Source organism: Streptomyces sp. NPDC028419 (genome assembly GCF_055565515.1).
Window position 1 is genome coordinate 202,359 of sequence record NZ_JBVHUE010000009.1, and the last position, 19,245, is coordinate 221,603.

General features: G+C 72.5%; 11 protein-coding genes. 4 read left to right on the forward strand and 7 right to left on the reverse strand.

What is annotated here, in order from left to right; translation table 11 throughout:
- Nucleotides 1-341: 341 nt before the first annotated feature.
- The 3 genes from ACZ4UB_RS13715 to gmd all read right to left on the reverse strand — a co-directional run bounded on the left by ACZ4UB_RS13715 (nucleotide 342) and on the right by gmd (nucleotide 5,161).
- Nucleotides 342-1,016 (reverse strand): hypothetical protein, encoded by a 675-nt coding sequence (locus ACZ4UB_RS13715; protein ID WP_468070274.1) that lies wholly within the window; start codon nucleotides 1,014-1,016, stop codon nucleotides 342-344.
- 97 nt (nucleotides 1,017-1,113) lie between these two features.
- Entirely contained in the window at nucleotides 1,114-3,897 is a 2,784-nt protein-coding gene (locus tag ACZ4UB_RS13720; protein ID WP_468070275.1) for a CBM96 family carbohydrate-binding protein, read from the reverse strand.
- A 250-nt stretch (nucleotides 3,898-4,147) separates the two neighbouring features.
- Nucleotides 4,148-5,161: a GDP-mannose 4,6-dehydratase gene (gene gmd, locus ACZ4UB_RS13725; protein WP_399262859.1), complete on the reverse strand. Its 1,014-nt coding sequence runs from the start codon at nucleotides 5,159-5,161 to the stop codon at nucleotides 4,148-4,150.
- A gap of 302 nt (nucleotides 5,162-5,463) precedes the next feature.
- Here gmd and ACZ4UB_RS13730 point away from each other — a divergent pair, with 302 nt between their 5' ends.
- Nucleotides 5,464-6,417 (forward strand): GDP-L-fucose synthase family protein, encoded by a 954-nt coding sequence (locus tag ACZ4UB_RS13730; RefSeq protein ID WP_468070276.1) that lies wholly within the window; start codon nucleotides 5,464-5,466, stop codon nucleotides 6,415-6,417.
- Nucleotides 6,418-6,432: 15 nt separating this feature from the next.
- On the opposite strand, the gene ACZ4UB_RS13735 is transcribed toward ACZ4UB_RS13730, so the two are convergent.
- Nucleotides 6,433-7,908, reverse strand: coding sequence for a sugar transferase (locus tag ACZ4UB_RS13735; RefSeq protein ID WP_468070277.1), 1,476 nt, complete (start codon nucleotides 7,906-7,908; stop codon nucleotides 6,433-6,435).
- 381 nt (nucleotides 7,909-8,289) lie between these two features.
- Between ACZ4UB_RS13735 and ACZ4UB_RS13740 the strand changes: the two genes are divergently transcribed.
- Nucleotides 8,290-10,557 carry a M4 family metallopeptidase gene (locus ACZ4UB_RS13740; protein ID WP_468070278.1) on the forward strand — a complete coding sequence of 756 codons (2,268 nt, stop codon included), beginning with the start codon at nucleotides 8,290-8,292 and terminating at the stop codon, nucleotides 10,555-10,557.
- Nucleotides 10,558-10,801: 244 nt separating this feature from the next.
- Entirely contained in the window at nucleotides 10,802-12,292 is a 1,491-nt protein-coding gene (locus tag ACZ4UB_RS13745; RefSeq protein WP_468070279.1) for a nitronate monooxygenase, read from the forward strand.
- A 71-nt stretch (nucleotides 12,293-12,363) separates the two neighbouring features.
- Here ACZ4UB_RS13745 and ACZ4UB_RS13750 read toward each other — a convergent pair whose 3' ends face one another.
- Both ACZ4UB_RS13750 and ACZ4UB_RS13755 read right to left on the reverse strand, forming a co-directional pair.
- Nucleotides 12,364-13,380 (reverse strand): ICP22 family protein, encoded by a 1,017-nt coding sequence (locus ACZ4UB_RS13750; RefSeq protein WP_468070280.1) that lies wholly within the window; start codon nucleotides 13,378-13,380, stop codon nucleotides 12,364-12,366.
- A 150-nt stretch (nucleotides 13,381-13,530) separates the two neighbouring features.
- Nucleotides 13,531-15,087, reverse strand: coding sequence for an MFS transporter (locus ACZ4UB_RS13755; RefSeq protein WP_468070281.1), 1,557 nt, complete (start codon nucleotides 15,085-15,087; stop codon nucleotides 13,531-13,533).
- 192 nt (nucleotides 15,088-15,279) lie between these two features.
- Between ACZ4UB_RS13755 and ACZ4UB_RS13760 the strand changes: the two genes are divergently transcribed.
- Complete coding sequence (locus ACZ4UB_RS13760) at nucleotides 15,280-16,287, forward strand: Lrp/AsnC family transcriptional regulator (protein ID WP_468070282.1); 1,008 nt, start codon at nucleotides 15,280-15,282, stop codon at nucleotides 16,285-16,287.
- A 16-nt stretch (nucleotides 16,288-16,303) separates the two neighbouring features.
- On the opposite strand, the gene glgP is transcribed toward ACZ4UB_RS13760, so the two are convergent.
- Complete coding sequence (gene glgP, locus ACZ4UB_RS13765) at nucleotides 16,304-18,964, reverse strand: alpha-glucan family phosphorylase (protein ID WP_468070283.1); 2,661 nt, start codon at nucleotides 18,962-18,964, stop codon at nucleotides 16,304-16,306.
- Nucleotides 18,965-19,245: the final 281 nt, after the last annotated feature.

Sequence of the window (19,245 nt, forward strand, 5' to 3'; positions counted from 1 at the left end):
CGGATCGCGCCTCCGGCGGGCCCTCAAACGCCGGGCGGGCTGACATTGAGCCCCGCCGGCGATTGAGGCGCCGCCGGAGGCACACCAAGCCGCGCCAGGCCAGCCCGCCCCCGCCAGGGCCGAAGTCGCCTCCGGCGGGCCCTCAAACGCCGGGCGGCTGAAATACAGCCCCGCAGGCTATGCCGGGCGGGCTGACATTGAGCCCCGCCGGCGATTGAGGCGCCGCCAGAGGCACACCAAGCCGCGCCGGGCCAGCCCGCCCCCGCCGGGGCCAAGGTCGCCCCCGGCGGGCCCTCAAATGCCGGGCGGCTGAAATGCAGCGCCGCCGGAGGCACCGTGGGCTAGGCGGGGATCCAGGCGTAGCAGCCCGTGGAGACGAATTCCGCCGTGCCGGCGGGGACCTCGGCCGTGATCTTGGCCCCCGGGGGGAGCGTCATCGGGCTGGAGGCCAGGACGGAGCCGTCCTTGCCCTTCGCCTGCCAGGTGCACGACGTGCTCTGGGTCAGCGCCCGGTACGACCCCGCCGCCAGGTCCGTACGCGAACCGTCGGGGAAGCCCTTCTGCGCCGCGGTGAGCACCGCCTGCTGGTCGGGGCACAGCGCCGGGATCGCGTCCTTCGCCGTGGGGATCTCCCCCGCGATGATGGAGCCGATCGCCGCGTCCTTGTCGCGCTTCGCGGTGCGCTGCACCCGCTGGCACGCCTCCTGCCCGGTCTGGAGCACCGCGGCCGGATCCATCTTCTCCGGCACGCGCCCGCTCAGGTACTTCTTCTCCTGGGCCGTGAAGCTGCCCGTCGCCGGGGTGAGCTTCGCGTCCGGCAGCACCGGCCCGGTCGGCTTCGCCGCGGGCGACCCGGTGGCCGTGGCCGGGGCGTCCGCCGGGTCCGGGACCCCCGAGGAGGCCGGGGGCTTCGGCTTGGCCGCTCCCGCGGCCTCGGGCTTGGCGTCCGAACCGCAGGCGGTCAGCGTCAGGGCGGCGGCCAGCAGGACCGCGGCCGCTGCGGAGCGTCGGTACATCAGGGGGCTCCCGTGGTACTGGGTGGTGCGGGCTGTGGATACGGGTACGGGGCCCGGCGGTGTGCCGGGCCCCGTACCCCTCTTCGTCCGGCCGGGGCTACTTCGGGCCGAAGGTGAGCACGAGCTGCGGAACGGCGTCCGCGGCGGTCGACTCGCTGGACCAGATCCAGAGCGGGTCGGTGCCCGTGCTGGTCAGGGCCATGCTGTAGCTGCCGCCCAGCACCGCGGTGACCGCGGTGGTGTCCAGCTCGACGTTCTGGATGGCGGAGCCGTCCGGGACGCCGGCGAGGGAGCCGAGCGGGGTGGCGCCCAGGGCGGGCTTGGTGTTGAAGGTGGTGTCCGTGCCGTTCCAGGTTCCGGTGATCGGGACGACGTTGATGGTGTCGGTCGTCCCGGCGCTCGCCTGGGTGCTGGTCTTGACCTGGAGCGACGCGGCCTTCAGGACCTGACCGGCCGGAGCGGCCGGGAGGTTGAAGCGCAGGTACGTCTCGTAGGCCGAGGTGCCGCGCACCGCGAGCGACGACGAGGTGCCGTAGGCGGTGCTCGGGGCGCCCTGGTTGATGTAGGTGTCCTCGTTCGCGGAGACCTTGGAAACGGTGTCGGTCGGCGCCTTCGCCAGGTCGAAGTGGTTCTTGACCTGGGCCTGGGTGAGGACGTTCGGGTAGACGGCCGTCTCGTCGATCTGACCGGCGAAGAAGTTGCTCGTCGGGCGGGACGGCCAGTTGGCGAGGTTGTCGCCGCCGACGTGCCAGTAGCCGGCGTAGGACGTGAAGTTGGTGACGTTCAGCGTGCCCTTGTTCTGGCCGTCGACGTAGAGCGCCATGCCGCCGGGACCCTGGGTGCCGACCACGTGGTGCCACTTGTTGTCGTTGTACGTGTCGAACAGACCGGTGGAGATGGTGCGCGGCGAGCCGTTGTAGGTGCCGAACATCAGGCGACCGGTGTTGGTCATGTAGATCTGCTTGTCGTTCGACGAGCTGGCGCGGTCGGTGTTGTTGCCGAAGCCGATCAGCTTGCCGCCGCGCGTGGTGTTGGTCTTGAACCACGTCTCGATCGAGTACGAGCTGCCCACCGTCTGGCGGTGGTCGCTGTACACCTGCTGGCTGGTGCCGTTGAAGCCCATGGCCGTGCTGGTGCCGGAGACCGCGCCGGGGCTCTGGCGCAGGGCCGGGGCGTTCAGCTGGATGCCGCTGGTGTTGCCGCCGCCGGAGGAGTCGGCGACGTACGGGCTGACGGTGTCGTCGAAGCGCCAGTACAGGTTGGCGCCGTCCGCGCGGACCTGGTTCGGGTAGGTCTGGACCGAGGTCGGGACCGTGACCGAGACGTTCGCCGACAGGGCGCTGGTGTTGCCCGCCGCGTCGCTCGCGGTCACCCGGTAGGTGTAGGACTGGCCGGGCTTGACCGTGGTGTCGACCCAGGAGGCCTGCGGGCGCTCCCACTCGACGGAGTCCGCGACCACCGAGGCGATCGGGTTCGCCGAGCCGTTGCGGTAGATGCGGTAGGTCAGCTTGCTGTCGTCCTGGTCGTAGCTGGTGCGCCAGCGGACCTGGGCCTCGCCGGGCTTGACGCTCGCGGCGCTGGCGACCGGGGTGGTCGGGGCGCCGACGTCACCGGTGGAGGCGAAACGGGTCAGGCCCTGCTGCGGGTTGCCGTTGATGAGGGTGAACTCACCGCCGACCCAGAGGTACTTGACGTCGCTCTTCTCCGACACGGCCATGACGCGCGGGCCGATGCCCTCGCCGATGCCGTCGTTGGCGGTCGGGTGCCAGCCGAGCTTGCGCGGGCTGTGCACGAAGCCGTCGACGGGCGCGGGAGCCGGACCGGTGTGGTTGGTCGGCTCGGCCAGCAGGAAGTTCCGCTTGCCGTCGGGGAACTCGTTCTCCAGCGAGCAGTCGTGCGCGTGCGAGGAGCTGTAGAGCACTCCGTCGTACGGCAGGACGGCCTGGGTCGCGCCGAGGCAGCGGTCGCGCCACTTCTCGTTGAAGTCGCTGAGGTTGAGGCCGATGCGGCCGTCGAAGACGCCGCCGCCCGAGCCCTCGTTGCCGGTGTAGAAGCCGCCGTTGTCGTCGGTGGCGATCGTCTTGACGACGGAGTTGCTCGGGATGTTGCTGTACGTCTTGGTGAGCGCGCCGGTGGTCGCGTTCACCACGGCCAGCGCGTGCGAGTCCTTGCCGTTGACGTCGAAGAAGTCGCCGCCCAGGATCACGTTCTTGCCGTCCGGGGTGACCGCGATGGCGCGGCCCGGCTCGTCGGCGTCGGCGACGAAGGGCTTGAGGGCACCGGAGGTCGCGTCGACCGCGGCGAACCGCCCGCGGGTCTGGCCCTCGACGGTGTTGAAGTCGCCGCCCACGTACAGGGTGTCGTCGGTGACGGCGAGCGCGCGCACGGTGGCGGGGAAGCTCGGGTGGAACGTGGCCTTGGGCGCGCAGGTGGCGATGTCGATCGCGGCGAGGCTGGCGACCGGGGTGCCGTTCACGGCGCCGAAGTAGCCGCCCGCGTACAGGGTCTTGCCGTCCTTGGAGACGGTGAGGGCGCGCACGGTCGCCGTGCCGTCGCCCACGGTGAAGCTGAGCTTGCAGTCGGTCGGGTTGCCCGTCGCGGCGTCCAGCGCGACGAAGTTGACCGCTTCCTGCTCGGAACCGCTGCCGGCGTTGTCCGGCGGACGGACCGTCGAGAAGGTGCCACCGGCGAAGACGGTCCCGTTCGTCTGCGCCATCGCGAAGACGATGCCGTTCGGCTGCCAGGTCGGCAGGTCGTCGGCGGTGAAGGCCACGGGCGGAGTGATGGCGGAGGCCTGGGGCATGAGCACCAGGCCCAATCCGGCGCCGGCACCGACCAGTGACAGGGCGAGGGCAGCAGTCAGCCCTCTGGATCTACGCATGAGCCCCCCAGGGCAATAGCCCGGTTTCAATTGGCTGAAACTATCCGAACAGCCATATGTACTGGCGCAGACTAGGGCTCACTGGACGGCCTGGTCACCTCACTTGACCCATTGCATACCAACTTGGAATCAACGGGGATCAGGATGGAGGGTGCGGTGCGGACATACGGCGGGAAAGGCCCGGTCACGCCCTGGAAGACACGACCGGGACACGGCAAACCTTAAGCGAGGCGCGCGGTGTTACAGCACCTCAGCGGTCGATGCGGACGGTGGCTCCGGCCAGTTGGTCCTCGACCTGGCGCACGTCGGCGTCCACCATGATCTGGGCCAGTTCCTGCACCAGGACCGTCGGCTTCCAGCCGAGCAGCGCGTGGGCCTTGCTCGCGTCGCCGATGAGGGCGTCGACCTCGCTCGGGCGCTCGTACTTGGCGTCGTAGCGCACGTGCTCGTTCCAGTCGAGGCCCGCGTGGGTGAAGGAGGCCTCGACGAACTCGCGGACGGTGGCGGCGACGCCGGTCGCCACGACGTAGTCGGTCGCCTCGTCCTGCTGGAGCATGCGCCACATCGCGTCGACGTACTCGGGCGCGTAGCCCCAGTCGCGCACGGCGTCCAGGTTGCCCAGGTAGAGGTGTTCCTGGAGGCCGGCCTTGATCCGCGCCACCGCGCGGGTGATCTTGCGGGTCACGAAGGTCTCGCCGCGGCGCGGGGACTCGTGGTTGAAGAGGATGCCGTTCACCGCGAACATGCCGTACGCCTCGCGGTAGTTCACGGTGGTCCAGTACGCGAAGACCTTGGCGGCGCCGTACGGGCTGCGCGGGTGGAAGGGGGTGCCCTCGTTCTGCGGCGGCGGAGTGGCGCCGAACATCTCCGAGGAGGAGGCCTGGTAGATCCGGGTGTCCACACCGCTGGCCCGGATGGCCTCCAGCAGGCGCAGCGCGCCGAGGCCGGTCACGTCGCCGGTGTAGAGCGGGGCGTCGAAGGAGACGCGGACGTGGGACTGCGCGCCGAGGTTGTAGACCTCGTCGGGCCGTATGTCGCGCAGCAGGTTCACGAGGGCGACACCGTCCGAGAGGTCGGCGTGGTGCAGGACGAAGGACCGGTTGGCGGTCTGCGGGTCCTGGTAGACGTGGTCGATGCGCTCGGTGTTGAAGCTGGACGACCGCCGCACGAGGCCGTGCACCGTGTAGCCCTTGGAGAGCAGGAGCTCGGCGAGGTACGAGCCGTCCTGTCCGGTGACGCCGGTGATCAGTGCGGTCTTGCCCATGTGGTTCCCCTGGTGGTCGTTGCGGTTCGGTACGGGTGGGCGCGGCCCACCCCACTGCGGCGGGGCGGCGCCCCGGAGTTCGGCCCGGACGGTCGGCCCCCGGGCGCGGCGGCGGGAGTACCCGCGGGACTGCGGGCCCGGATCCGGGTCCGGCCGCGGGTCCGGGTCCGGGTCCGGCGGGAGCCGGGGAACTGGATGCGTACCGTACACGGCACTTGCGGAGTCCACTGATCCGGATCTGCCGGGGCGCACGCCGGCACCTGGGCCGCGGACCGGCCCCGCGGACTGGCATCATCGCCGGTATGACAAGTTCGCTCCCGCTCCTGCCCCCGCACGCCCGCGTCTTCGTCGCCGGCCACCGCGGCCTCGTCGGGTCCGCGGTCGCCCGACGGCTGACCGCCGACGGCCACGACGTGCTCACCCGGGGCCGTGCGGACCTCGACCTGCGGGACGCCGCCGCGACCGCCGCCTACCTGAAGGACGTCCGCCCGGACGCCGTCGTCCTGGCGGCCGCCAAGGTCGGCGGGATCATGGCCAACAGCACCTACCCGGTGCAGTTCCTGGAGGACAACCTCAAGATCCAGCTCAGCGTGATCGCCGGCGCGCACGACGCGGGAGTGGGCCGGCTGCTCTTCCTCGGCTCCTCCTGCATCTACCCGAAGCTGGCGCCGCAGCCGATCAGCGAGGACGCGCTGCTGACCGGCCCGCTGGAGCCGACCAACGAGGCGTACGCGCTGGCCAAGATCGCCGGCATCGTCCAGGTGCAGTCGTACCGCAAGCAGTACGGGGCCTCGTACGTCTCGGCCATGCCGACGAACCTCTACGGCCCGGGCGACAACTTCGACCTGGAGTCCTCGCACGTCCTGCCCGCCCTGATCCGGCGCTTCCACGAGGCGGCCGCGGCGGGCAAGGACGAGGTCGCGCTCTGGGGCTCGGGCACTCCCCGCCGGGAGTTCCTGCACGTCGACGACCTCGCGGCGGCCTGCGTGGTGCTGCTGGAGTCCTACGACGGCGACGAGCCGGTCAACATCGGCTGCGGCGAGGACCTCACCATCAAGGAACTGGCCGAGACGGTCGCCGAGGTGACCGGCTTCCGGGGTCGGCTCGCCTGGGACACGTCCAAGCCCGACGGGACCCCCCGCAAGCTGCTGGACGTGGGCCGGCTGACGTCGCTGGGCTGGAAGCCCGGCATCGGCCTGCGCGAGGGCATCACGTCCACCTACCGGTGGTGGCTGGACTCCCAGGTCGGGAACTGAACGCATCCGCCGGCCTCAGTACGCTCCGCGACCGTCGACGACGGCGCGGAACGTACGGGCCACGACGTCGACGTCGCTGGTGAAGGACCAGTTGTCGACGTACTGCAGATCAAGCTGAATCGTTTCGTCCCATGACAGGTCGGAGCGTCCGCTGATCTGCCACAGGCCGGTCATCCCGGGGCGCACGGTGAGCCGGCGCAGTGCGACCTCGTCGTACCGCGCCACCTCGTCCGGCAGCGGCGGGCGCGGGCCGACCAAGGACATGTCGCCCGTCAGCACGTTCAGGAGCTGGGGGAGTTCGTCGAGCGAGGTCCGGCGCAGCAGCCGGCCGACCCGGGTCACCCGCGGGTCGCGGCGCATCTTGAACATCAGGCCGTCGTTCTCGTTGGCGCCGGTGAGCTCCGCCTTCTTCGCGTCGGCGTCGACCACCATCGTGCGGAACTTCCACATCACGAAGGGGGCGCCGTCGCGGCCGATCCGGCGCTGGCTGTAGAAGGCCGGGCCGCGGGAGCCGAAACGTATCGCCAGGGCGACCCCGAGGAAGAGCGGGGACAGGAGCAGCAGCCCGAGCGCGGCCCCGACCCGGTCCAGTACGGACTTCAGTACGGGCTGGACGCCGCGGCGGACCGGCGGCGCGATCCGCAGCACGGTGAGCCCACCGACGGTCAGCGTCTCCAGCCGCTTGACGGATACCTCCACCAGACCGGGGAAGACGGCCAGTTCGAGGCCCGCGTCGTGCAGGGCCCAGGCGACCCGGCGCAGTCGCTCCCCCGCCATCCGGGCGCCGGGCGCCACGAGCACCAGGTCCGCGTGGTGGCTGGCGACCGCTTCGAGCACGGCCCCGGCGTCGCCGCCGGGCAGGGCGGGCATGTCCGGCGCGAGTCGGGCCGCGACCGGGAGGCCGCTGCCGAGCGCGCCCTGACCGACCGGCACGACGCCGACGACCACGTACGGGTGGTCGGTGCGCGCGGCGAGGTGGGCGATGACGTCCTCGGCCGTTTCGGGCTCGCCGATGACGAGCACCCGGCTGACCGCCTGGGCCTCGCGGCGGGCGCCGGAGAGGTGCCGGTAGGTGAGCTTGTGGCAGGCGACCGTGATGAGGAGGGCGGGCAACAGCGCCCCGAGCGCGGCCATCCGGGGGGTGCTCTCGTCCGTCACCACGCGGGCCACGGCCAGAACGCCGATGAGAATCAGCCAGTCGTGCACGACGGGCAGGACGCCGCGCGATTCTCCCAGCAATCGGGAGGCATAACGGCGGCGCAGCGCCTGCACGGTGACCCAGGCGAAGGCCGCGCCGAGCGCGCAGTAGAGGGGTCGGGCCTGTTCGGCGGCCTCGAAGACCAGGCCGACGGGCACGGCCGCGCCGACGAGGTCCGCGGTCAGGGCCGCGGGCAGGTACCAACGGGCTTTGTCACCGAGGCGTCGCACGGGCGCAGCTGTCCCCTGCGCCGTTCCGGCCACTCTTTGCGCAGGAAAATGGACATGCCTCATGGGCCCCCCTGGCACGTGGACTATGACGATGGCGTATGCCCGTGGCTTCCCCTGGCCCCGAACATGCGTCGCACCGGGAAACACTACGACAAACACCCGTACGGTAAGTGCCGTTTACGTGAACGAGGCGTCTCGTTGCCCGTTCGTTAGCGGCCGGTACGACCGGTTCCACATGTACCGCCCTTCCAGCACGCACACGTTGGTGAACAGTTCGTATAGCGGACTCGTCTCTTCGGACAACGAACCGTTTCTGGCCAACCTTTTGACGCGCCCCTGACATCCCACTCGGTTGATGGCACTCTTCGATCCGTTCTGCGCACCAGCCTGTTCTGCCCGGAGACCCACCCAGCCTCCGGAACCCCCTTGCAGAAGGAGTCTGCGTTGAGTCCCACCCCCCACCGGCGTGCCACCGCGGCCGGCGCTCTCGTTGCCGCCGCCGCACTGCTGGCCGTAGGCATCCAGACCGGCACCGCTTCCGCCGACGCCACCGCGTCGCAGGCCCGCACCGCCGCTCAGCCCAACCCGGGCGCGGCCGCTTACAACCTGTCGGCTTCGGAGCGTGCGACGCTCCTGTCAGAGGCCAACTCGACCACCGCGCAGGCTGCCAAGGCCCTCGGCCTCGGCGACCAGGAGAAGTTGATCGTCCGCGACGTCGTCAAGGACGTGGACGGCACCACCCACACCACCTACGAGCGCACCTACGGCGGCCTGCCGGTGCTCGGCGGTGACCTGACCGTCCACGCCAAGGGCGGCGTCACCAAGAGCGTCACCAAGGCCACCAACGCCGAGATCAAGGTCGACACCACCGCCGCGGTGACCCCGTCGGCGGCCGAGGGCACGGCGTTCTCCGCCGCGTCCGCGGCGGGCGGCAAGGACGTCAAGGCGGCCAAGGGCGCGAAGAAGGTCGTCTGGGCAGCCGAAGGCGCCCCGGTCCTCGCCTACGAGACCGTGGTCGGCGGCGTCCAGCACGACGGCACCCCGAGCGAGCTGCACGTGGTCACCGACGCCAAGACCGGCGCCAAGATCACCGAGTGGCAGAAGATCGAGTCCGGCGTCGGCAACACCATGTACAGCGGCCAGGTCACCCTGGGCAGCACGCAGTCGGGCAGCAACTACACGCTGAACGACGCGAGCCGCGGCAACCACAAGACGTACGACCTCAACGGTGGTTCGTCGGGCACCGGCACCCTCTTCACCAACACCACCGACACCTGGGGCAACGGCGCGGCCTCCAACCGCGCGACCGCCGGTGCGGACGCGGCCTACGGCGCTCAGCTGACGTGGGACTACTACAAGAACGTGCACGGCCGCAACGGCCTGCGCAACGACGGCGTGGCCCCGTACAGCCGGGTCCACTACGGCAACGCGTACGTGAACGCGTTCTGGGACGACTCCTGCTTCTGCATGACGTACGGCGACGGTACGAGCAACACGCACCCGCTCACCTCGATCGACGTCGCGGCGCACGAGATGACCCACGGCCTCACCTCGGTCACCGGCAACATGACCTACAGCGGTGAGCCCGGCGGCCTGAACGAGGCGACCTCCGACATCATGGCGGCGGCCGTCGAGTTCAACGCCAACAACGCCAACGACGTCGGCGACTACCTCGTCGGCGAGAAGATCGACATCAACGGCGACGGCACCCCGCTGCGCTACATGGACAAGCCGAGCAAGGACGGCGGGTCCAAGGACTCGTGGTACTCCGGCCTCGGCAACCTCGACGTGCACTACTCGTCGGGCCCGGCCAACCACGTCTTCTACCTGATGTCCGAGGGCTCCGGCGCCAAGGTCATCAACGGGGTCAGCTACAACTCCCCGACCTCGGACAACCTCCCGGTCACCGCGATAGGCCGCGACGCCGCCGCGAAGATCTGGTTCCGCGCCCTGACGGTCGGCTACTTCAAGTCGAACACCAACTACGCGGCCGCCCGTACGGCGACCCTGCAGGCGGCGGCCGACCTGTACGGCGCCAGCTCGGCCACCTACAACAACGTGGCCAACGCCTGGGCCGGTATCGCCGTCGGAGCCCGCCCGCCGCAGAGCGGCGTCTCCGTCACCGCGATCGCCAACCAGAACACCAAGGTCAACACCGCGGTGAGCCTGCAGGTCCAGGCCACCAGCACCAACCCGGGCGCGCTGAGCTACGCGGCGACCGGCCTCCCGGCCGGCCTGTCGATCAACGCCTCGACCGGTCTGATCTCGGGCACGCCGACCACCGCCGGCACGTCCAACGTGACCGTCACGGTGACCGACTCCGCCTCGAAGACGGGTACGACGTCCTTCACCTGGACCGTCGGCACCACGGACCAGAACGTCTTCGAGAACACGACCGACTACACGATCAACGACAACTCGACGGTCGAGTCGCCGATCACCGTGGCCCGCGCGGGCAACGCGCCGAGCACCCTCAAGGTCGACGTGAACATCGTCCACACCTACGTCGGTGACCTCAAGGTCGACCTGGTCGCCCCCGACGGCAGCGTGTACAACCTGCGCAACCGCAGCGGCGGCAGCGCGGACAACATCGTCCAGTCCTTCACCGTGAACGCCTCCTCCGAGGTCGCCAACGGTGTCTGGAAGCTGCGCGTCGCGGACCTCGCGAGCGCGGACGTCGGCTACATCAACAGCTGGAAGCTCACCTTCTGATCCCCTCGGGGACGGTGAGCACCAACTGACCTGACACGGGGCCGCCCGGGAGGAAACCTCCCCGGGCGGCCCTGTCCCATGTCCGGGGCCACGGCCGAACGGCCGCTCCGCTACGGGACCTGCTCCCCGCGGGTGCGGGACCTTCGGCGCCGGACAGGCGTGCCGGGCCGGTTCACACTGAACGGGAGCGAACCTACGGAACCGTAGGTTCGGGACACCCGCACCGGCACGGACGGACGCACACATGCCCGCGACAGCACAGCAGCCCCTCGCCGACACCCCCGCGCGCACCGGGTCCGAGGACCACCCGTGGCTGATCCAGGGCGGCATGGGCGTCGGGGTCTCCGGTTGGCGGCTCGCCCGCGCGGTGGCCGTCACCGGCCAGCTGGGCGTCGTCTCCGGCACGGCCCTCGACGTGGTCCTGGCCCGCGTCCTGCAGACCGGCGACCCCGGCGGCCACGCGCGCCGCGCGCTCGCCGCCTTCCCGCTGCCCGAGCTCGCCCGGACCGCCCTCGACTGCTACTTCCGCGAGGAGGGCGACCTCGCGGACGGCGCCCCGATGCGCACCACCCCGCGATTGCGCGCCACCGGCGGCAGCCAGGCCGAAGTCCTCACCGTGCTCGGGAACTTCGTCGAGGTGTGGCTCGCCAAGGAGGGCCACGACGGCCCCGTCGGCATCAACTACCTGGAGAAGATCCAGCTGGCGACCGCGCCCGCGATGTTCGGGGCGATCCTGGCGGGGGCCGACTACGTCTGCGTGGGCGCCGGGGTCCCCGGGCACATCCCCGCGCTGGCGACCCGCCTCGCCCGTTACGAGCCCGTCGTCTCCCGGATCCACGTCGAGGGCGACGAGGAGCCGCTGGACCAGCTCTTCGACCCGCGGGCCCTGCTCGCCGGGCACCTGCCGGGGCCGCTGCGGCGCCCGCGGGTGCTCGCCATCGTGTCGCTGCCGGTGCTGGCCACCTACCTCGCCCGGGACGCGGCCACCCGGCCCGACGGGTTCGTCATCGAGACCAGTTCGGCCGGCGGCCACAGCGCCCCGCCGCGCGGTCCGATGACCCTGGACGCGGCCGGCGAGCCGGTCTACGGACCGCGCGACCATCCCGACCTCGCCAAGATGGCCGCGCTCGGGCTGCCCTTCTGGCTGGCCGGCGGCCAGGCGTCGCCGCGGGCGCTGGCGGCCGCGCGGGCCCAGGGCGCGGCCGGGGTGCAGATCGGCAGCGCCTTCGCCCTGTGCGAGGAGTCCGGCATGGCCCGCCACCTGCGCGCGGAGGTGCTGGAGCGGGCCCGGGCGGGGACGCTGGTGGTCCGCAACGACCCGAACGCCTCGCCGACCGCCTTCCCCTTCAAGGTGGCGGAGCTGCCGGGCACGGTCTCCGAGCCGGAGGTCGCCGCCGCCCGGCGCCGGGTCTGCGACCTGGGTTTCCTGCGCACGCCGGTGCGCGGCCCGCGCGGGCTGGTGTACCGGTGCGCCGCGGAGCCGGTGGCGGCGTACGTCCGCAAGGGCGGCGAGGCGGCCGCCGCCGAGGGCAAGCAGTGCCTGTGCAACGGGCTGCTGGCCACGATCGGGCTGGCACAGCGGCGCCCGGGCGGTCGGGTCGAACCGCCGCTGGTGACGATCGGCAAGGACCTCTCGTTCCTGCCGGAGGTGTCCCCGGACGCCACCCCCTACACGGCGGCGGACGTGGTGGCGTGGCTGGCGGGCGGCCTGGCGGCGGAGGCCGAGGCGGCGTAGCCGCGCGGCCGAAAGGGCCCGGCCCCCCTGGTCGCTGCCAGGGGGGCCGGGCCCTTCACGTGGTGCCGGGGTCAGCCGAGGTGGCCGAGGAAGCCGTCCTCGAAGAAGCCGAGGCCGTCGTCGTGGATGAGGTGGTCGTCGGAGTCGTCGTCCGCCTTCGCCGCGATCCGGTCGCCGCGGTAGCTCCGCGGGGCCTGCTGGGCGCGCCGGCCCTCGTCCTCACGCGGCCCCTGCGCCTGGTCCGGGCCCTGGCTCTGGTCCGGCCCCTGCGCCTGGTCCGGGCCCTGGCTCTGGTCCGGGCCCGTCGCCTCGTCGGGACCCATCGCCTCGTCCGGGCCCTGGCTCTGGTCCGGGCCCTGGCTCTGGTCCGGGCGCTGGTTCTCGTCCGGCCCCTGGTTCTGGTCCGGCCGCTGGTTCTCCTCCGGACCCTGGTTCTCGTCCGGGCCCATCGCCTCGTCGGGGCCCGTCTCCTGGTCCGGGCGCTGGTTCTCGTCCGGTCGCTGGTTCTCGTCAGGGCGCTGGGCCTGGTCCGGGCCCTGCTCCTGGTCCGGGCGCTGGGCCTGGTCCGGGGACGCCTGGTCCGGGGTCGCCGGCTCCGGGCCGTCGTCCTCCATGCGGCTCTGCTCGTCGCGGGCGCCCTGCTCGTGCCGGCCCTCGCCGTCCCGGCGCTGGTGGTGACGGTCGTCATCGTCGTCGTCCCAGCGCCCGTGACCGCCGTGGTGGTCGTCATCGTCGTCGGCCGGCTTGAAGAGGACCGAGCGGACCTCCACACCGTTCACCGAGTCCCACGGGTTGAGGGTCCGCTCCGGCCGGCCGCCGCAGCTGCGGTCCTCGAACAGCAGCGCCAGCGAGCGCGTCTCGTTCTTCACCCTGGTCGCGGCGTCGTCCCAGTCGGTCCCCGTGAGCCGGTAGCAGGTGTCGTTCTCCGGCGGACGGATCGTCTCCCAGCCGTCGCCCTCGATCCTGTAGTGCAGCTCGCCGAGCGTGTGGTGGCCGTCGTCGTCGTTGGCCAGCGCCTGGCCCGCGGCCGGGAGGACGAGGGCCAGCGCGCTGACGAACGTGGCTGCGGCAGTGGTGCGAAGACGCATGGGGAGTCCGTTTCTCGGGTTCCACGGATACCGGGTCCGGTGGGCATCCGCCGGCAGCGTAGGAGCGGACGGGGTCGCCCAAACGGTTCGCCATGCACAGCACGTTCGAAGGTTCACCCGAGCGGGGCCGGATCGTTGGCCCGGACGCGCTCACGGTCGTACGGGCGTACGCTCCCCGTTCGGCTGGGCGACCACCGACCCGGCGGCCCCCGGGGCAGCGGCCGGAGCCGGGGTGCCCGCGGTGCTCCGTACCAGGACGAAGACCAGCGCCGCCCCGACCAGGCCCATCGCCCCCGACACCAGGAACGTCTCCCGCAGCCCGCTCGCGAAGGCCGCGTCGACCAGGTGGTCCAGCGCCTGCCGGGCCTCCCCCGCCGGGGCCGCGCCGAGCAGCTGCCCGGCTCCGCCCGAGGCCAGCGCGTCGGCCGTCGGGCGGGCGCCCGGCGCATCGCCCAGCCCGGAGACCAGGCCGGCGTGGAAGACCGCGCCGAGGACCGCGATGCCCAGGGCCGTGCCCAGCTGGCGCGCGGTGTTCAGCGCGCCGCCCGCCATGCCCGCCCGGGCCGGGGCCACCGCGCCCATCGCGGCCGCGGCCAGCGCCGGGGTCGCCATGCCCACGCCCACCCCGGTCACCGCGAGCCCCGGGACCAGCGCGGACCAGCCGTCACCGGCGTCCAGCATCAGGGCCTGGAGCAGCGCCCCCACACCGATCAGCAGCAGCCCGCCGCCGATGGTGAGCCGCGGCGAGAGCCCGTGCAGCAGCCGCCCGGCCACCGCGGCGACCAGGAACGCGGCCAGGCTGAGCGGCACCAGCACCAGGCCGGCGCCGACGGGGCTCATGCCCTCGGCGCTCTGGAGCCACAGCGAGGTGTACATGAGGTAGGAGAAGGCGGCGCCGGAGAGCAGCAGTCCGGCGGCCATGACCGCGACGAAGACCGGGCTGCGGAAGAGCGAGAGGTCCAGCATCGGATGGGCGGCGCGCAGTTCGACCACGACGAAGCCGACGAAGGAGAGGACGGCGAGCGCGAAGAGGCCGAGGGTGGTGATGGAGGTCCATCCGTTCTCGCCGACCCGGATCAGGGCGTAGGTGATGGCGGCGGCGCCGACGGTGAAGGTGACCATGCCGGGCAGGTCGATGCCCTTGGCGTGCGGATTGCGGGACTCGGCGACGGCCTTGAGGGTGACGAGGACGGCGAGGGCGCAGACCGGCAGGTTGATGAAGAAGATCCAGCGCCAGCCGAAGTGCTCGGTGAGCAGGCCGCCGATGATCGGCCCGGCCGCGGCGGCGGCCCCGTTGACCGCGCCCCACACGCCGAAGGCGATCCCGCGGTCACGGCCCTGGTAGGCGGCGCTGAGCAGGGCCATGGTGGTGGCGAACATGGCGGCGCCGCCGATGCCCTGCACGGCGCGGAAGGCGATCAGGGTGCCCGGGCCGTCGGCGAGGCCGCAGGCGAGCGAGGCCGCGGCGAAGACGGCGAGGCCACCGAGGTAGACCCGGCGGCGGCCGATCCGGTCGGCGAGCGAGCCCGCGCCGAGGAGCAGGGCGGCGAGGGCGAGCGCGTAGACGTCCATCACCCACTGGAGCCCGGCGAATCCGCTGTGCATGTCGGTGGCCATGTCGGGGAGGGCGACGGTCACGATCGTGACGTCGACCAGCAGCATGAACGCGCCGAGGCAGACCGCGGTCAACGGCAGCCACTTACGCATGGGGAATCTCCTTGGGCAGTTCTGGGGTCCGGGTCCGGGGGCTCCGGGTCCTGTCGGTCCGGGGCCGGAGTTCCGGCGGCCGGGGCTCTGGCACCCGGTGCTCCCAAGGTTTCAGCCGGCCACCGGATCACCCATCCAGGACCCGTGTCCTGCCGGATTTCCGTCACCGGCGGCTCTGGGATGATGGAAACCATGAAGACCGCGGAGCTGGACCGGCTCGACCACGCCCTCATCCAGGCCCTGATGATCGACGGGCGGGCGCCCTTCAGCCGCCTCGCCGAGGTGCTGGAAGTCTCCGACCAGACGGTGGTCCGCCGCTACCGCCGGATGCGCACCACCGGGCTGGTGCGCGTGGTCGGGCTGCCGCTCGGCAGCCGGGTCGGGCTGCTGGAGTCCTGGCTGCGCGTGCAGTGCGCACCGGACGCGGCGCTCGCGGTGGCGGGGGCGCTGGCGCGGCGCCCGGACATCGCGTGGGTGCAGCTCGCCTCGGGCGGGACCGAGATCCACTGCATGACCAAGGCCCGGAGCCGGCGGGAGCGGGACGGGCTGCTGCTGGACAAGCTGCCGAGCACCCGGCGGGTGACGGGGATCAGCGCCCACACCATCCTGCGGACCTTCGTCGGCGGGCCCCTGGCCTGGTTCGGCATGGACGTGCTGGGTCCCGAGCAGGTGGCCGCGCTCGCGCAGCCGGCCGCCGGGCCGCCCCCGTCGCGGGAGCGGTACGTCCTGGACGAGGCGGAGCTGGCCCTCTTGGCGGTGCTGGGCCAGGACGGCCGGGCCGGCTATCCGGAACTGGCACGCGCCTCGGGCCTGTCGGAGTCGACGGCGCGCCGTCGGCTGGAGCGGCTGCGCGAGCTGGGGGCGCTCTACTTCGACGTGGAGACGGTCCCGGGCGTGCTGGGGTACGAGGCGGAGGCCACCTTGCTGATCACGGCGGCGCCGGCCCGGCTGGCGGAGGTGGGCGCCGCGCTCACCACCCACCCCGAGGTGCCCTTCGCGGCCGCGGTCACGGGGGCGGCGAACCTGCTGGCGGTGGTGGTGTGCCGGGACCGGGACGCGCTCTACACCTACCTGACCGAGCGGATCGGCGCGGTCGAGGGCGTGCGGCAGGTGGAGGTGATCCCGACCCTGCGCAACATCAAGCGGGCCGGGATGCTGGTCGAGGGCGGGCGGCTGGTGGATCCGCCGCCCGCCCCCTGACCCCGGTGCGCGGGGCTCAGCGCAGCACCACCCCGCCGCCCGGGGCGGCCGACGGGTCCACCGGGGCGGCGACCAGGCCGAGTTCGGCGGGGGTGGCCAGCAGCGGGTGGGCCGGCAGGATCCGCACGGTGTAGCCGAAGGGTCCCGTACGGTCCAGGGCGAGCGGGCCCTCGTACAGCCAGCGGCCCTCCAGGTCGGGTCCGGCGGCGGGCTTCAGCGGGAAGGTCCGCGCCCCGCCGATGACGTCCTGGGCGTCCACCCGTCCGGCGACGGCCTGCACCTCGACCTCGTCGGGCCCGAGCGCGTCCAGCGCGACCTGGACCCGCAGGGTGAGGGTCGCGCCCAGTTCGGCGGTGCCCCCCACGGGGCCGGGGCCCGCGGCCAGCGCCTCCACGTGCAGCGCGGCGACCCGCGGCCAGGCCGCCCGCACCCGGCCCTTCCAGGCGGCGAGGTCCCGCGCCGCGTCCGGGGTCAGGGTGCGGTGGGCCAGCGCGGCCGGTGTGTACAGCCGCTCCACGTACTCGCGGACCATGCGCCCGGCGAGGACCTTCGGTCCGAGCGAGACGAGGGTGCGCCGGACCATCTCGATCCACCGGACGGGCAGCGCTCCGCGCCCGGAGCGGTCGTAGAAGCGCGGGGCGACCCGGTCCTCGATCAGGTCGTAGAGGGCGTTCGCCTCGACGTCGTCGCGCCGTTCCTCGTCGGTGCCGTAGCCGTCGGCGGTGGGGATGGCCCAGCCGAAGTCCGGCTCGAACCACTCGTCCCACCAGCCGTCCAGGACCGAGAGGTTGAGGCAGCCGTTCAGCGCGGCCTTCATCCCACTGGTCCCGCAGGCCTCCAGCGGGCGCAGCGGGTTGTTCAGCCACACGTCGCAGCCGGGGTAGAGCTTTTGCGCCATGGCCATGCCGTAGTCGGGCAGGAACACGATGCGGTGGCGCACCCGCGGGTCGTCGGCGAAGCGCACCAGTTCCTGTACGAGCCGCTTGCCGCCGTCGTCGGCCGGGTGGGCCTTGCCCGCGACGACGATCTGCACGGGCCGCTCGGGGTCCAAGAGCAGTCGGCGCAGCCGTTCCGGGTCGCGCAGCATGAGCGTGAGCCGCTTGTAGGAGGGCACCCGGCGGGCGAAGCCGATGGTGAGCACGTCGGGGTCGAGGACGGAGTCCACCCAGCCGAGCTCGGCGTCCCCGGCCCCGCGCTGGCGCCAGGAGGCGCGCAGCCGGTCGCGGACCTCCTGGACGAGCTGCTCGCGCAAGACCCGGCGCAGGTCCCACACGTCCTGGTCGGCGATGTCGGCGACCGCGTCCCAGCGCTGCGAGCCGCCGACGGACAGGGCGTCCTCGGTGCGCCCGGCGCCGATCTGGCGGGCGCCGAGGCGGACCACCTCGGGGGCGACCCAGGTCGGTGCGTGCACGCCGTTGGTGACGGAGACGATGGGGACGTCCGCGGGGTCGAATCCCGGCCACAGTCCCGCGAACATGCCGCGGCTGACGGCGCCGTGCAGGGTGGAGACCCCGTTGGCCCGCTGGGCGAGCCGCAGCCCCATGACGGCCATGTTGAAGACGCCGGGGTCGCCGCCCGGGTAGCTCTCGGCGCCCAGTTCGAGGATCCGGTCCACGGGTACGCCGACCAGTTCGCCGCCGTCGGCGAAGTGCCGGGCGACCAGCCCGCGCTCGAAGCGGTCGATGCCCGCGGGGACCGGGGTGTGGGTGGTGAACACGGTTCCGGCCCGGACCGCCTCGACGGCCGCGTCGAAGGCCAGGCCCCCGCCCGTCGGTCCCCCGCCCGCCAGTTCCCTTATGCGTTCGAGGCCGAGGAAGCCGGCGTGGCCCTCGTTGGTGTGGAACACCTCGGGGTCCGGGTGGCCGGTGAGCGCGCAGTACGTCCGCACGGCGCGGACGCCGCCGATGCCGAGCAGCATCTCCTGGAGCAGCCGGTGCTCGCTGCCGCCGCCGTAGAGGCGGTCGGTCACCTCGCGCGCGGCGGTGTCGTTGTCCTCGACGTCGGAGTCGAGGAGCAGCAGCGGCACCCGGCCGACCCGGACCTGCCAGACGTGCGCGTGCAGGCTGCGGCCGCCGGGCAGGGAGAGGGTGATCCGGGCGGGGAGGTCGTCGGGGCCGCGCAGGAGGGAGACGGGCAGTTCGTTGGGGTCGAGGACCGGGTAGTGCTCCTGCTGCCAGCCGTCGCGGGAGAGGGACTGGCGGAAGTAGCCGTGGCGGTAGAGCAGGCCGACGCCGATGAGCGGGACGCCGAGGTCGCTGGCGGCCTTGAGGTGGTCGCCGGCGAGGATCCCGAGGCCGCCGGAGTACTGCGGCAGCGCGGCGGTGATGCCGAACTCGGGCGAGAAGTAGGCGATGGCGGCGGGCAGCTCGGCGCTGTTCTCCTGCCCCTGGTACCACCGCTCGCCGTGGACGTAGTCGTCGAGGTCGGCGGAGACGGCGTGGAGCCGGCGCAGGAACCTGCGGTCCCGCGCGAGTTCCTCCAGCCGGGCCGCGGCGACGTCCCCCAGCAGCCGGACGGGATCACCTCCGGCGGCCAGCCAGCCCTCGGGGTCGACGGATTGGAAGAGTTCCCGGGTCTCCCCGTGCCACGACCAGCGCAGGTTGCGCGCGAGATCGGCGAGCGGCAGGAGGGGTTCCGGCAGGACAGGGCGCACGGTGAATCGACGGATAGCCTTCACGAGTCCACCTTCGCAGGGGCATACGCACCGGAGCGGCCGCACCACGCTGTGCACCCGCGCATCACCCCGGGAAGGCTAGCGGCGCGCCCGCTCCTCGGCCATCCCGCCTCCACCGCCGGACAAGGCCCCGGCACGGCAACCGATCTGACGTAGTGCCGGCCGGCCACGGCGGCCCCTCGTCCCTTGCGCTCGCCCTTACGTACGAGTAGTTAACCAAGCGCGCGGATTGGGCGGGCCGAGAGTGGGAAGGGCTCCCCGGGTACCGCGCACGGCACACCCCC